The sequence below is a fragment of the Streptomyces sp. NBC_01481 genome (assembly GCF_026339995.1).
GTDB lineage: Bacteria > Actinomycetota > Actinomycetes > Streptomycetales > Streptomycetaceae > Streptomyces.
Map to the genome: position 1 here is coordinate 1,650,690 of NZ_JAPEPT010000001.1, position 12,106 is coordinate 1,662,795.

Genomic DNA, 12,106 nt, shown 5'->3' on the forward strand with positions numbered 1-12,106 from the left:
TTCGCGGCGGCCGACTTCTAGATCGGCCACGCCGGAAGTACCGGCGGGCCGGCCGAGGTCTGCCCATGTCCTGCACTGTCCACCACGTCCCCCTCAAACACCGCGCCACGAGCTGGTGGTCCACCTGCCCCGGCCCGTGGACGGCGCACGCCATCACGGAACTCCGCTACTCATATGCCGAGTTGGACGTGTCCCGCCGCCTCGGCCGCCGCCCCATGCCGCGCCGTATCGTCCGCGGCTTCGCGTCGTACGAGTACCCGCGCGCCATCGGCGTGCCGGTCTCGGGCCGTGCCTGTCGGGAGGCCGCCGCCCGCGCAGCGCTGCGCGATTTCTGTACGTCGGCGGTCAAGCACCTCCGGGCTGCCGACGATCTGCTCGAATCAGCCGAGGACCTCGACCACCCGCCGACCCGCCATCGCCACGGCTGTATCTGGGACGGCTAGGGCAGTTGGGCGCTAGCGGGAGGCCGCGAACGGGATGAACGCGGACCATGAGCCGTCTGTGAAGGCGAGTTGCGCGCCTGCCGTGTCCTTGGAGTCCCGGACGTGGACGGTGCCGGGGGTGGGGGCGACCTCGACGCACTCGGGGCCATCGCTGGTGCTGTAGCTGCTCTTGAACCACGCCAGCCCGGCGACACTCTCGACAGAGGGCTTGCTGATCATGTCTCTCCCAGCACTTTCTCGATGAATGCCAGTGACTCCCGTGGCGTGAGAGCCTGCGCTCGGATGATCCCATACCGCGCTTCAAGGACACGGACCTCTCTGCGTTCGGCGGTTACGCGGTTGAACAATGCTGCCTCCGAGTGCGCCACTTTGTGGCCGTTCCTGAGGTCCAGCAGGAGGAACGAACCGCCGCCCAGGCCCGCGTGGTCATCACGGTCCGTCGGCATCACTTGGACTTCGACGTTCCGTAACTGCCCCACATGCAACAGTCGTTCGAGCTGCCCGGGTGCCCTGCTCGGTACGCCGATACAGCACGTAGCGCCCGTCACGGATGGGGCTGACGAGACCGGACCGGCGCAGAACGCCGAGGTGGTACGAGACGGTTGCGGGGCTGAGGAAGTGGCGGGCGGCCAGCTCGGACGTGCTGGCAGGACGGGCCAGGGCCGTGAGCAGGTCGGCTCGTGTCGGGCCGACGAGGCGGGCGAGTTCGGCGGATGCGGTGTGCGCACGAGACGACGGAGCCGTCAGGGGATAGACGACCAGTGGCGGCCATTGGCCGGGGGGGGGGGGTCCAGCGGGTCGATGGCCACCGCGGGAAACCGCGCGACCAGTGAGGGGGCCAGCACCACGAGTGGCACGTGCAGGCTTCCTGTGAAGCGGCTTTCGACGTCGTCCCGTGGGCTGAGCCCCCATGGCATCAGAGTTCCCGTGACTTGCTGCAGAGGTGAGACGACGAACCTGCATCGCGCCAAGCCAGCGACATCCAGGGTGAGTTGAATCATCTCCGCCCCCTGCGTCCACGGATTCGAACGTCCTCGAATCGTCGCCCGGAACCTCGGCCTCCGGGCCCGGACCGATCCACGCTGGTGGTCCACAGAGGCCAGGGAGCACCGCCCCGGCGGCTGGGCCCGCACGCCCCTGAACTCACTCACCGGAGGAACCCGTGAATCTCTCCCGTACTTCGCTCGCGCTGGCGTCCGCCGCCTGCCTGGTGGCTCTGGGTACCCCCGCGTCTGCCGCGGCCGGCACCCCTGGCGGCGCAGCCTCCGAGACCCATTGCGTCATCGTCGTCGACAAGGTCAAGCCGGGCGAGACCGTCTCCAAGGTCGTGCCCCGCGGTTGCTTCACCGGATCGGAATCCGCTGCCCGCGCCGAGGCCGCGGTGCCGGTCGCCGCGGCCGAAACGCATCTGATGACGTGGGCCGAGCACGCCGACTACGGCGGCGCCTACACCCATATCTACGGCAGCGCCGGCCCCTGCGACTCGGCGGGCTACAGCTTCCGCCCGGGCAGCTGGTGGTCCAGCCGGCTGTCGTCGTTCCTCGTCGAGGGCGGCTGCAACAAGTCGTACCTGTCCGGCCCGCGCGGCAACGGCTCCTTCGACAGCGACGTCCCGTACGTCGGTGACACGCTCAACGACGCCGTCACCTACATCAAGGTCTGGCGCGGCTGAACCTGACCCGACATCGTTCGGGCCGACCCTCAGCCTTGGTCCCGCCGCGGGGCCTTCGTACAGCAGGAACCCGGCGGGAGGTGGGGGTCGGCTGCCTCGTGCTGGTGCTTCTCCTTGGCCTCGGTGGCGCATGGACGGTCAGCGGGCCACAAGGCCTCCGCCCAGCTGACCAGCGCCGCGAAGTCCTCCTCCCGCAGCCCCCGCCGCGGATGGATCCGCAGCAGCAGCGCGGGTGCGTCGTGGTGGGCCGCGACGTGTGCCGTGTCCAGGTCCGTGATCATGTCGTCGACCCAGGCGAACGGGCGGCCCGCCGCCCAATCCAGCAGCGGCCGGGTTTTCCAGTACAGCCCGTCCGGGTCCTTGGCGAAGAGTTCCGGCCACTCGATCACCGGGAGGTCGGTGGGCAGGCCGATGCCCGGGGCGATCATGGTGTTGGCCTCGTGCATCCAGGTGGTCGCCCAGGCCAGTTCGAAGGGGAGGCCGGTCAATCGTGGGCCGTGGGCCGGGTTGAGATGGATGCGCAGGCCCCGGCGGTGGCGGCGGGAGCCCGGGGGCTGGCGGGACAGCCAGTACGAGGGGTGCAGGCGGTGTGTCGCGTAGCCGCGCAGGCGCGGCAGACGCGCCGCGTACGGGTTGAGGGGGCCGTCTACGTCGAGAAGGAGCAGCGGGCGATCCGTCATGGGGAAGAACTGCCCACTGCGGGGCCGGAATACGGCGGGCGCCGTCGCTTTGAGCCGCCCGCCCGCGAACCGTCCCGGGGACCGCGGCCCTGCCCGCTCAGCCGTCGAGGTAGTGGACACCCGCGAGTTGTTGTGATTTCTCCCAGAGGGCCCAGGCTGTGTCGCGGTCGAGGCCCGGGCCGGTGAACGCCGCGGGCTGCACGCGCGCGTGGAGCTTGGGGCCGGTCGGGCCGTAGAAGCTGTCCGGCACCGCGTCGGGGGAGGTTGCGGCGTAGAGGATCGGAACGACAGTCAGGCCGCGGAGCTGTCCCGTACGAGCGACGCCCTCACCCACTACCTCAGCGAGAACTTCGCCTGACCGGACCGGTGTTGCTCGCCGCTGTCTAGGGTGGAGCCATGGCACTCCAAGATCCAACGAGCGAGCTGTCGGCCGATCCGTACGCCGCGTACGCGCGGCTCCGTGAGGCGGGCCCGGGACGGACGGGCTGCCCGCCTGGCTGATCACCCGCTACGACGACGTACGACAGGCGCTTGCCGATCCCCGGCTCTCCCTGGACAAGCGCAACGCGGCCCCCGGCGGCTACTGGGGGCTCGCGCTGCCGCCGGCGCTGGACGCGAATCTGCTCAACATGGACCCGCCGGACCACACCCGTATTCGGCGGCTGGTGTCCCGTGCGTTCACCCCGCGCCGTATCGCGCAGTTGCGCGAGCCGATCCGGAAGACGGTCGACCAGCTGTTGGACGCCATCGCCCCGCAGGGCCACGCCGACCTCATCGCCTCGTACGCGGCGCCGCTGCCGATCACCGTCATCTGCGACCTGCTCGGCGTGGCCTCGCAGGACCGGCGCGATTTCCGGGTGGACCGATGTCCTGGTTGCCCCGGACCCTGCCGAGCCGTCACGGGCGAAGGAAGCGATCGGCGCCATGCTGGCGTTCTTCACCCAGCTCATCGCCCGCAAGCGGACCAGCCCGGCCGACGACCTGCTCTCCGCTCTGATCGCGGTACGCGATCAGGAAGACCGGCTGAGCGAGGACGAGTTGATGTCTCTGGCCTTCCTGATCCTCTTCGCCGGATACGAGAACACCGTCCACCTCATCGGAAACGCCACCCTGGCCCTGCTCAGCCATTCCGACCAGTTGGACGCGCTGCGCTCCGACCCCGCCCGACTGGGCGGCGCCGTCGAGGAGTTCGCCCGTTACGACGGCCCCGTCCCGCTGGCCATACGCCGCTTCCCCACCGAGGACATCACCATCGGCGGCGTCGTGATCCCGGCGGGCGAGACCGTCCTGCTCTCGCTCGCGGCCGCCCACCGCGACCCGCACCGCTTCACCGAGCCCGACCGCCTCGACATCGGCCGCGACGCGACCGGTCACCTCGCCCTCGGCCACGGCATCCACTACTGCCTGGGTGCGCCCCTGGCCCGGCTGGAGACGGAGATCGCGCTGTCCGCGCTGCTGGAGCGGTTTCCGCGGCTGGAGCTCGACGTCCCGTACGGCGAACTGCGGTGGCGGCCCTCGATGCGTGCCCGAGGGCTGCTTGCCCTGCCGGTGCGCTACTGATCAGCAGCGGCAGGCTCACAAGCCGGCAGGCTCACAAGTCGGCACGCCAACTTCGGCCGGATACCACCCACATGAGCGGCCGGACGAGGCCCGGCGTCCCGGAGTTGGCCGACACACTGAGAACCCCAGGACGTCAGAGGGAGGACCAGATGGTTGCTGCGGAAGCAGTCCGGCCCGCCGATCTTGTCATCGAGGGGTGCATCGCCCTCGTACACGGCGAGCAGGGCGAGATCGACTTCGTCGAGGACGCGGCCGTCGTCGTACGCGGCCCGGTCATCGAGGCCGTCACCTCCGCGCGCGCCGCCGCCGAAGTCCCTGCCGTCGAGCGCATCGACGGCAGGGGACAACTCGCCATGCCCGGGCTGATCAACTGCCACACCCACTCACCCATGGTGGCGCTGCGCGGAATCGCCGAGGACATGCCGGTGGAGGAGTGGTTCAACGACTGGATCTGGCCCATCGAGTCCAACCTCACCGACCGGGTCGTCGAGCTGGGAGCGCGGCTCGCCTGCGCCGAGATGATCAGGGGCGGGGTGACGGCCTTCGCCGATCACTACTTCGCGATGGACAAGGTCGCCGCCGCGGTGCGGGACAGCGGGCTGCGGGCAAGTCTCGGCCTGGCGTACTTCTCCAGCCAGGGCGCCGAGGGGCGGGAGCGGTCGCTCGACTTCGCGCTGCGGATGCGGGGTACGGCCGACGGCCGGATCACCACGTCACTGGCTCCCCATGCGCCGTACACCGTGGACGACGACGATCTCGCGATCACCGCCGCGCTCGCGCGCGAGCACGGGCTGTTGGTGCACATCCACGCCGCGGAGAACAAGGCACAGACGGACAACAGCCTTGCGCGGTGCGGGCGTACACCCGTCGAGGTGCTGGAACGGGCCGGGCTGCTGGATGTGGACATCCTCATCGCGCACGGAACCGGGATCATCGAGAAGGACCTGGCCGTGCTGGGGCGGGGCGGCGGGCGGATCGCCGTCGCCAGTGCGCCGAAGGGGTACCTCAAGTTCGCCTGGGACACGACGCCGATCCGGGCGCTCGCGTCCGCCGGGATTCCCGTCGGGCTCGCCACGGACGGGGCCGCGTCGAACAACACCCTCGATGTGTGGGAGAGCATGACGCTCACGGCGCTGGTGCAGAAATCCGTCGAGGGTGATCCGGCCTGGCTGACCGCCCGGCAGGCGCTCGATCACGCCACGACGCAGAGCGCGCGGGCCATCGGGCTCGGCGAGCAGATCGGCGCTCTCGCGCCCGGGCGGCGGGCGGATCTGATCCTGGTGGATCTCAGCGGGCCGCACACGCAGCCGCTGCACGACATCGCGGCGACTCTGGTGCACAGCGTGCGCTCCGGGGACGTACGCACCACAGTCGTCGACGGGCGGGTGCTGATGCGGGACCGGCGGCTGCTGACGGTCGACGTGCCCGCCATCGCAGCCGAACTCACCGAGCGGCTGCCCGCGTTGACCGAACGCCGCAAGGGCCGTCGTGTCCAGGACTACAACGGGTAGTCCGCGCCGCGAGGGATAGTTCGACAATCCGTCCACTCGATTGAGTGAAAGAACGATTTGCCATAACTCGAATGGCCTCATGGACGTTGGTTCGGGTGCGGGCGAGTGCCCGCGAACTTCTCCTGAAGGCAGGGAACCCATGAGGCAGGTTCACCGAAAGGCTCTGGCCACCGTGATGCTCACGGGTGGCGCGCTCGCCATGGCCGGGCACGCTCACGCCGACTCCAACGGGGACGGCGGTGCAGCTCGTTCGCCCGGGCTGCTGACCGGCAACACGGTGCAGCTTCCGGTGAATGTCCCGGTCAACGTCTGCGGGAACACCGTCGATGCCGTGGGAGCGCCCAACCCGGCCGCTGGGAACTCCTGCGCCAACACCCCCGGCAAGCCGCCCGTCCGCCCCCGGCCCGCCACCCCGCCGAAGCCCGCCGCGCCCCACACCTCCACACCTGCTCCCGAGACCCCTGGACCCCCGGTGGGCCTCGCAGACACCGGCGCCGGACCGGGGACCGCCCTCGCCGCGCCCGCGGGTGCCGCCCTGCTGCTCGGCGGAATCGTCCTCTACCGCCGCGCCCGGTCCGCCGACACCCGCTAAAGCGCAGGCCGGGACCAGGACGCCAGTACCCCCTCTATCACCGCCGCCACCCGGGCCCGCGCTTCGTGGCGGGCGATCCCGGACATCAGCAGGGCGTCGTACTCCGAGTCGAGATGCCGTACGGAAGCCCGCACCGCGGCCGTGACCGCCCCCTCCTCCAGGGAACGGCCCGCCGCGGTGCGGCCCACCCTCCCGCTGCCGCGTGCCGAAGCGTGCGCCGCGACATCCTGAGCCCGGGCGGGCGGACAGCCCGGGAACAGCCGCAGGATCTCCGCCGCGAACGAGGCCGTGAACCGCACGTCCTCGGCAGCCCGGCGCACCGCGTCCCGCTCCCGGCGTCTCGCCCGGGCGTCCGCGTCGGCCAGGCACGCCGACTCGGCGCGGACCAGCGCCGTCTCCTCGACGAGCAGCCCCTGTCGTTCGTACCGCTTGCGGCGGCGGCTGAAGCGGACCACGACCGCGCACAGCGAACTCGCCTCGCGGGCACGCCGGGTGAGTGCCGCGCTGCCCCGCGGCAGGAATACGAGATGAGCGAGGTCGGCGCAGTCCAGGCAGACGGGCGCGTTGAACTCCAGCAGATGCATGGGCAGCGGCCCCTGACGGCACTCCCGGCAGTGCCGCCCTTTCAGCGGCTGGATCACCACCAGGTCCATGTACCCTCCGCTCCCATGACGCTGCGCTGTGCCGTACTCGACGACTACCAGGATGTCGCGCTCTCGGATCACCGGAGCGGGCTCGGATGTCTTCGACCACGAGCCGCTGCCCGCCGACGATCCGCTGCGCACCGCGCCGAACTTCCTCGGGCTGCCGCACCTCGGCTACGTCACCCGGCGCAACTACGAGGCGTACTTCCAGGGGGCCCTCGAGGACATCGCGGCCCATCTCGCAGGCCGGCCCGTCCGGTTGCTCAGCGCACGCCCGGCGCCGCCGCCCCGATGAACTCGGACAGCGTCTCGCGGGCCTGCTCCGAACGCTGCGAGCGGTCCGCCTCGTCCGGTGCCTCGTGCATGCAGTTCGTCACCTCGAAGGCGGACGCGGCCAGTTCGAGCGCCTGGGTGTCGTCGCAGACCAACTGGACGCGGATCAGCGCCTGATGGGCGGTGGAGCGCAGCCGGTAGGAGTCGATGCGCGCCCCCTCGGCCACCGCGCTGCCCGGTGACTCTTGGGCCCGGTGCCAGCGGTCGTTCTGGCCGCGCCGGTAGTCGACGAGCGCGCCGGCGAAGGCGCTGTAGGCGGAGATCCGCTCCTGGCGCAGCTGTTCGGCGCGGCTGAGGGCGGCCGTGCGCTCGGCCGTATGGCGCTGGAAGAAATGCGTGGCCACCGAGCCGAGCAGCGTGCCGATGACCGCGATGACGGCTGTCTCCATGGTGCGAACTCCCCGAGGGATCTGAGCCGGTGACGGAGGTGAGGGATGAATAATCGTTCGAGTGTGCGTGAGCCGTCTTGATACCTTGATCGACGTGGCGAAACTCAATCAGATCATCGCAGTCGAGAAAGGCGTCAAGTCCAAGGCGCACCAGGACCTGACGGCCGCCCATCACGGGCTCCAGAAGCCCGCGCTGCTGGCCGGAATCTCGCGTACGTACCAGGCCAAGGACGAGGAGGGCGAGCAGCTCCCGCCCGAGTCCACGCGAGTCCAGGTCAAGGCCGAGGACGTGCTGCGCGAGACCGCGAAGACGCTGACCCGGCTGTTCGACGTGACCGCCACGAAGGACTGGGCCAACTGCGCGGCGCGTGCCGATGTGACCGTGGACGGACGCGTCCTGGTGAGCGATGTGCCGGTCGCGTATCTCCTGTTCCTGGAGAAGCAGCTCACCGACATCAACACCTTTGTGCGTAAGCTGCCGGTGCTCGACGCCTCGGAGTCGTGGACGCAGGACCCGTCGACGGACGCCTGGAAGACGGAGGCGGTGCGCACGCTCCGTACGAAGAAGGTGCCGCGCAACCATGTGAAGGCCGAGGCGACGGAGAAGCACCCGGCGCAGGTCGAGGTGTACTACGAGGACATACCGGTCGGTTACTGGACGACGGTGAAGTTCTCCGGAGCGCTGCCGGCCCGGCGGGTGAACGAGTTGCTGGAGCGGGTGGAGAAGCTTCAGCAGGCCGTGAAGTTCGCCCGCGAGGAGGCCAACGGCGCGGAGGTCACCGACCAGCGGGTGGGTGACGCCGTGTTCGGCTACCTGTTCGGGTAGCCTCAATGACTCCCCGTCCGCCTGTGTGCGGGCGGGGTGCGCGAGGAGCGCAAGCTGAAACTGAAGCTTGTCGTGACTGCGCGGTTCCAGTGGAGGTTCGAGTCCTCCCCGCGGCATTTTCCGTAACGACGGGCCGCGGTAGCCCAACTCGGCAGAGGCAGACCGCGATCAATCTCAGACTATTGCTCCAGACTCAGCATTCGCCGCCGATCGCCGGATCGACCGGGCCCAGGCCCCGGTGCGTCGAAATGCCGGTTCAAGTCCGGCCCGCGCAGCTCGATGTGCGGTGGTCCAAAGGCAGGACGCGGCGACATGATGACTGACCTGGGTTCTCAAGCGTGCCGGCGTGCGACATGGGCGGCATCACAGGGCTCGGGGGCCGGCTACGCCCCCGGGCCCGCTCCCGTTTTCCGGTACGTTGGGGCCGTTTTTGGCGACGTGGCTGACTGGAGGATTCCATGGGCTTCAAGGACAGAACGCGCACGGCGATGGTCCTGGCCGGGTGCCTCGCGGCGCTCGCGACCGTGCCGTCCGCGGCGAACGCCACGCCCGGCAGCGGCGTTTCGGGCACGATCCTCGCGCAGGGCGTCTCGGAGGGGACCCTCAAGCTCAAGGCCAGGGGGAAGACGGATGTGGTCGTACGGACGATCACGATCGCCCCGGGCGGTTCCACCGGCTGGCACTCGCACGCCGGGCAGGTTCTCGCCGTCGTCAAGTCCGGGACGCTGACGCGGACTCTGGACGACTGCTCCGTGGAGGTCACCACCGCGGGTAAGGCCTTCGTCGAGCCGTCCGGGCCGCGGCACCGGCACATCGGGAGCAACCTGGGCAGCGAGCCGCTGGTGCTGTATGTGACCTATCTGCTGCCCCAGGGCAGCCCGTTGTCGAACGACGCGGACGCGCCGCCGTGCGCCGGTAAGTAGGCCATGAGATTCGAGGCGATCACCTGGGAGCGGCTGGCCGGGGCCATCGCCGACAAGGCCATGGAGTCCAAGGCCGAGGACGGCAGCTCCCGGCTGCGGATCGGCATCGACGGGGCGCCCGCCGCGCAGACCGGGGAGCTTGCAGGACTGATCGGGGAGGCGCTGCGCGTGCGCGGGCGGGGCGTCCTCGTCGTCGGGACCGCAGGGTTTCTGCGCCCCGCCTCGCTGCGGTTCGAGTACGGGCGCGAGGACCCCGAGACGTACTACAGCGGCTGGTACGACACCGGGGCGCTGTGGCGGGAGGTCTTCGGGCCGCTGGAGGTGGGCGGCAGCGGGCGGGTGCTGCCCGATCTGTGGGACCCCGTGAGCGACCGGGCCACCCGCAGCGCCCACATCGAACTCCCGCCCGGCGGTGTGCTGTTGCTGCACGGTCCTTTCCTGCTCGGACACTGGTTCCCGTTCGATCTGAGCGTGCATCTGCGGCTGTCGCCCGCGGCGCTGCGGCGGCGTATGCAGGAGAGCGAGCGCTGGACACTGCCCGCCTTCGAGCGGTACGAGGACGAGGTGGGACCCGGGGACGTCGCGGATGTGCTCGTACGGGCCGATGATCCGCGTCATCCCGCATGGGGCGGCCTGCGCTGATCCGGCCGGCCGCCGGTCAGTGTCACCGCATCCGCGCCCGCCCGGCAGCCCTCGGCCGCTGCCGTCGCCGCGTCCGCGCCCGCGAGCCGGGCGGCGAGGAACGCGCCCGTGAAGGCGTCGCCCGCGCCCGTCGAGTCCACCGCTTCGGCAGGGACGGAGGGGACATGGGCCGTGACGGTGCCCGACTCCGCGACCAGGGCACCGCCGGCACCCAGTGTCACGACCGTGAGCGGGACATGGCGACTCAGCTTCGCCGCGGCGTCTGCCGGGTCCGGCAGGCCGGTCAGCAGGCGGGCCTCGTCGGCGTTGGGAAGGAGGATGTCCGCGCCGGAGAGAGCCGCCAGCATCCGGTCCACGCCCAGCACGGAGATGAAGCCCGCCGATGCCGGGTCCACGCTCACCGTAATGCCGAGCGCTCGCGCCGACTCCAGGGCGAGCAGGGCCAGTTGGCGGCTGGTGTCGGCGAAGAGCAGATAGCCGGACAGATGCAGATGTCCGACCCCGCCGAGCAGCGACGGCGACCAGTCGGCGGGGGACAGGCGCAGCACCGCGCCGCTGTCGGTGAGGAAGGTCCGCTCCGCGCTCTCGTCGACGAGGGCGATGACCGTGGCCGTCGGGGCCTCGGCGTCCGGGACGAGGAGCGGCCCTACGCCGGCGGCCCGCAGCCGCGCGTCGTGCCAGCCCGCCTCCTCCTGACCGACCCGCGCCAGCAGCCGTACGTCCCGGCAGCCCCAACGCGCCGCCCAGCAGGCCACGTTGGCCCCCGCACCGCCCGGCAGGATACGGATCGCGGCCGCCGTGTCCGTCCCCCTGGCGAGCGGCGCCCGATGCCGGGCCACCACGTCGGTGACCACATCGCCGATGACGAGCAGGGCATCCGCGCCCGCAGCCCCTGGGACCGTCACAGCGCCGCCGCGATCCGCGCCGCCAGCCGCACATTCCCGCGCACTGCCGCCACATTCGCCTCCAGCGACGCCCCCTCCGTGCGCCGCATCAGATAGTCGAGCAGGAAGGGCGTCACGGCCTGACCCCCGATGCCCCGCTCCCGGCACTCGGCGAGCGCCTCGGCCAGTACACGGTCGTGCAGCGCCGGATCCAGCTGCTCCGTCTCCGGGACCGGATTCGCGACGATCAGCGCGGCGTCCGGCCCGCCGAGCGCGTCCGAGGCCCGGATCACCTCGGCCACCTCCTGCGGTGTCCCGACGGTCCAGTCGACCGGCTGGCCGGAGGAGGTCAGATAGAAGCCGGGGAACTCCCGCGTGCCGTATCCGAGAATCCCGACGCCCAGCGTCTCCAGCCGCTGCAGCGTCGCCGGAACGTCAAGCACCGACTTCACGCCCGCGCACACCACCGCGATCCGGGTCTGTGCGAGCAGCCGCAGATCCGCCGACTCGTCCTGCGTCTCGGTCCACTCGCGGTGCACGCCGCCCAGGCCGCCGGTCGCGAAGACCCGGATCCCGGCCCGCGCCGCGAGGAACGCCGTGGCCGAGACGGTCGTCGCCCCGCTGACCCCTGCGGCCAGCGCCGGCGCAAGATCCCGGTGCCCCAGTTTGCGTACGTCCTCGTCTCCCGCGACCCGCTCCAACTGTCTTTTGTCCAGGCCGATATGGACTGTGCCGTCGAGCACGGCGACGGTCGCGGGGACGGCGCCCTCGGAGCGTACGAGCCCCTCAAGCTCCTCGGCGACGGCCAGGTTGCGCGGATGCGGCAGCCCGTGCGCGATGATCGTCGACTCCAGGGCCACGACGGGCCGGTGCGCGGCGAGCGCTTCCTGTACTTCCTCGGTCACTTCGGTCAGCAGCATGTCCCCATCCCTGGCACAGGAGTACGGCGTCCAAACCCCCGGCCGGGAGGCTCGCTGTGGAAAGCTTCCCTGTTCGCTGTGAGCCCG

The 12,106-nt window shown here is 70.7% G+C and carries 14 protein-coding genes and 4 pseudogenes; 9 read left to right on the forward strand and 9 right to left on the reverse strand.

Features of this window, described 5'->3' with window-relative positions; genetic code table 11:
* Positions 1–65: 65 nt before the first annotated feature.
* On the forward strand, positions 66–443 hold the full coding sequence (locus tag OOK40_RS07575; RefSeq protein WP_266477535.1) for a hypothetical protein: 378 nt from the start codon (positions 66–68) through the stop codon (positions 441–443).
* A 12-nt stretch (positions 444–455) separates the two neighbouring features.
* Here OOK40_RS07575 and OOK40_RS07580 read toward each other — a convergent pair whose 3' ends face one another.
* From OOK40_RS07580 to OOK40_RS07590, 3 genes and pseudogenes are all read right to left on the reverse strand, one after another.
* The gene (locus OOK40_RS07580) at positions 456–662 is read right to left on the reverse strand and encodes a DUF397 domain-containing protein (RefSeq protein ID WP_266477536.1); all 207 of its coding nucleotides are present in this window, start codon (positions 660–662) and stop codon (positions 456–458) included.
* Positions 659–943: pseudogene (locus OOK40_RS07585) on the reverse strand (Scr1 family TA system antitoxin-like transcriptional regulator); the annotation flags it as partial. The gene OOK40_RS07580 and the pseudogene OOK40_RS07585, both read right to left, overlap by 4 nt.
* Entirely contained in the window at positions 873–1,406 is a 534-nt protein-coding gene (locus tag OOK40_RS07590; RefSeq protein WP_323136040.1) for a winged helix-turn-helix domain-containing protein, read from the reverse strand. The pseudogene OOK40_RS07585 and the gene OOK40_RS07590, both read right to left, overlap by 71 nt.
* Positions 1,407–1,605: 199 nt before the next feature.
* Between OOK40_RS07590 and OOK40_RS07595 the strand changes: the two genes are divergently transcribed.
* Positions 1,606–2,115 carry a hypothetical protein gene (locus OOK40_RS07595; RefSeq protein ID WP_266477538.1) on the forward strand — a complete coding sequence of 170 codons (510 nt, stop codon included), beginning with the start codon at positions 1,606–1,608 and terminating at the stop codon, positions 2,113–2,115.
* A gap of 149 nt (positions 2,116–2,264) precedes the next feature.
* Here the strand turns inward: OOK40_RS07595 and OOK40_RS07600 are convergent.
* Positions 2,265–2,795, reverse strand: a pseudogene (locus OOK40_RS07600) (hypothetical protein); the annotation flags it as partial.
* 97 nt (positions 2,796–2,892) lie between these two features.
* On the reverse strand, positions 2,893–3,129 hold the full coding sequence (locus OOK40_RS07605) for a hypothetical protein (protein ID WP_266477539.1): 237 nt from the start codon (positions 3,127–3,129) through the stop codon (positions 2,893–2,895).
* Positions 3,130–3,191: 62 nt separating this feature from the next.
* Between OOK40_RS07605 and OOK40_RS07610 the strand changes: the two are divergent.
* From OOK40_RS07610 to OOK40_RS07620, 3 genes and pseudogenes are all read left to right on the forward strand, one after another.
* Positions 3,192–4,355 (forward strand): annotated as a pseudogene (locus OOK40_RS07610) (cytochrome P450).
* Positions 4,356–4,504: 149 nt separating this feature from the next.
* Entirely contained in the window at positions 4,505–5,866 is a 1,362-nt protein-coding gene (locus OOK40_RS07615) for an amidohydrolase (protein ID WP_266477540.1), read from the forward strand.
* Positions 5,867–6,005: 139 nt separating this feature from the next.
* On the forward strand, positions 6,006–6,458 hold the full coding sequence (locus OOK40_RS07620; protein ID WP_266477541.1) for a chaplin: 453 nt from the start codon (positions 6,006–6,008) through the stop codon (positions 6,456–6,458).
* Here the strand turns inward: OOK40_RS07620 and OOK40_RS07625 are convergent.
* Positions 6,455–7,111, reverse strand: coding sequence for a DUF2293 domain-containing protein (locus OOK40_RS07625; protein ID WP_266477542.1), 657 nt, complete (start codon positions 7,109–7,111; stop codon positions 6,455–6,457). The two genes, OOK40_RS07620 and OOK40_RS07625, sit on opposite strands and share 4 nt — an antisense overlap.
* Before the next feature lie 67 nt (positions 7,112–7,178).
* Here OOK40_RS07625 and OOK40_RS07630 point away from each other — a divergent pair.
* Positions 7,179–7,397, forward strand: a pseudogene (locus tag OOK40_RS07630) (NAD(P)-dependent oxidoreductase); the annotation flags it as partial.
* On the opposite strand, the gene OOK40_RS07635 reads toward OOK40_RS07630, so the two are convergent.
* Positions 7,366–7,824 (reverse strand): hypothetical protein, encoded by a 459-nt coding sequence (locus OOK40_RS07635; protein WP_266477543.1) that lies wholly within the window; start codon positions 7,822–7,824, stop codon positions 7,366–7,368. The pseudogene OOK40_RS07630 and the gene OOK40_RS07635 overlap by 32 nt on opposite strands.
* Positions 7,825–7,918: 94 nt before the next feature.
* Here OOK40_RS07635 and OOK40_RS07640 point away from each other — a divergent pair, with 94 nt between their 5' ends.
* The 3 genes from OOK40_RS07640 to OOK40_RS07650 all read left to right on the forward strand — a co-directional run bounded on the left by OOK40_RS07640 (position 7,919) and on the right by OOK40_RS07650 (position 10,215).
* Entirely contained in the window at positions 7,919–8,650 is a 732-nt protein-coding gene (locus OOK40_RS07640; RefSeq protein WP_266477544.1) for a hypothetical protein, read from the forward strand.
* A 458-nt stretch (positions 8,651–9,108) separates the two neighbouring features.
* The gene (locus OOK40_RS07645) at positions 9,109–9,573 is read left to right on the forward strand and encodes a cupin domain-containing protein (protein ID WP_266477545.1); all 465 of its coding nucleotides are present in this window, start codon (positions 9,109–9,111) and stop codon (positions 9,571–9,573) included.
* 3 nt (positions 9,574–9,576) lie between these two features.
* Positions 9,577–10,215, forward strand: coding sequence for a uridine kinase (locus tag OOK40_RS07650; RefSeq protein ID WP_266477546.1), 639 nt, complete (start codon positions 9,577–9,579; stop codon positions 10,213–10,215).
* Here the strand turns inward: OOK40_RS07650 and OOK40_RS07655 are convergent.
* Together OOK40_RS07655 and OOK40_RS07660 are read right to left on the reverse strand one after the other, a co-directional pair.
* Positions 10,188–11,120 carry a carbohydrate kinase family protein gene (locus tag OOK40_RS07655; protein WP_266477547.1) on the reverse strand — a complete coding sequence of 311 codons (933 nt, stop codon included), beginning with the start codon at positions 11,118–11,120 and terminating at the stop codon, positions 10,188–10,190. The two genes, OOK40_RS07650 and OOK40_RS07655, sit on opposite strands and share 28 nt — an antisense overlap.
* On the reverse strand, positions 11,117–12,019 hold the full coding sequence (locus OOK40_RS07660; RefSeq protein ID WP_266477548.1) for a pseudouridine-5'-phosphate glycosidase: 903 nt from the start codon (positions 12,017–12,019) through the stop codon (positions 11,117–11,119). Before OOK40_RS07660 ends, OOK40_RS07655 begins: the two co-directional genes overlap by 4 nt.
* Between the last annotated feature and the right edge of the window lie 87 nt (positions 12,020–12,106).

Excerpts from the sequence above, each read along its gene's own strand:
- OOK40_RS07575 (WP_266477535.1), top strand. The coding sequence starts at position 66 with ATGTCCTGCACTGTCCACCACGTCCCCCTCAAACACCGCGCCACGAGC.
- OOK40_RS07580 (WP_266477536.1), bottom strand. The coding sequence starts at position 662 with ATGATCAGCAAGCCCTCTGTCGAGAGTGTCGCCGGGCTGGCGTGGTTC.
- OOK40_RS07590 (WP_323136040.1), bottom strand. The coding sequence starts at position 1,406 with ATGCAGGTTCGTCGTCTCACCTCTGCAGCAAGTCACGGGAACTCTGAT.
- OOK40_RS07615 (WP_266477540.1), top strand. The coding sequence starts at position 4,505 with ATGGTTGCTGCGGAAGCAGTCCGGCCCGCCGATCTTGTCATCGAGGGG.
- OOK40_RS07620 (WP_266477541.1), top strand. The coding sequence starts at position 6,006 with ATGAGGCAGGTTCACCGAAAGGCTCTGGCCACCGTGATGCTCACGGGT.
- OOK40_RS07625 (WP_266477542.1), bottom strand. The coding sequence starts at position 7,111 with ATGGACCTGGTGGTGATCCAGCCGCTGAAAGGGCGGCACTGCCGGGAG.
- OOK40_RS07635 (WP_266477543.1), bottom strand. The coding sequence starts at position 7,824 with ATGGAGACAGCCGTCATCGCGGTCATCGGCACGCTGCTCGGCTCGGTG.
- OOK40_RS07645 (WP_266477545.1), top strand. The coding sequence starts at position 9,109 with ATGGGCTTCAAGGACAGAACGCGCACGGCGATGGTCCTGGCCGGGTGC.
- OOK40_RS07650 (WP_266477546.1), top strand. The coding sequence starts at position 9,577 with ATGAGATTCGAGGCGATCACCTGGGAGCGGCTGGCCGGGGCCATCGCC.
- OOK40_RS07660 (WP_266477548.1), bottom strand. The coding sequence starts at position 12,019 with ATGCTGCTGACCGAAGTGACCGAGGAAGTACAGGAAGCGCTCGCCGCG.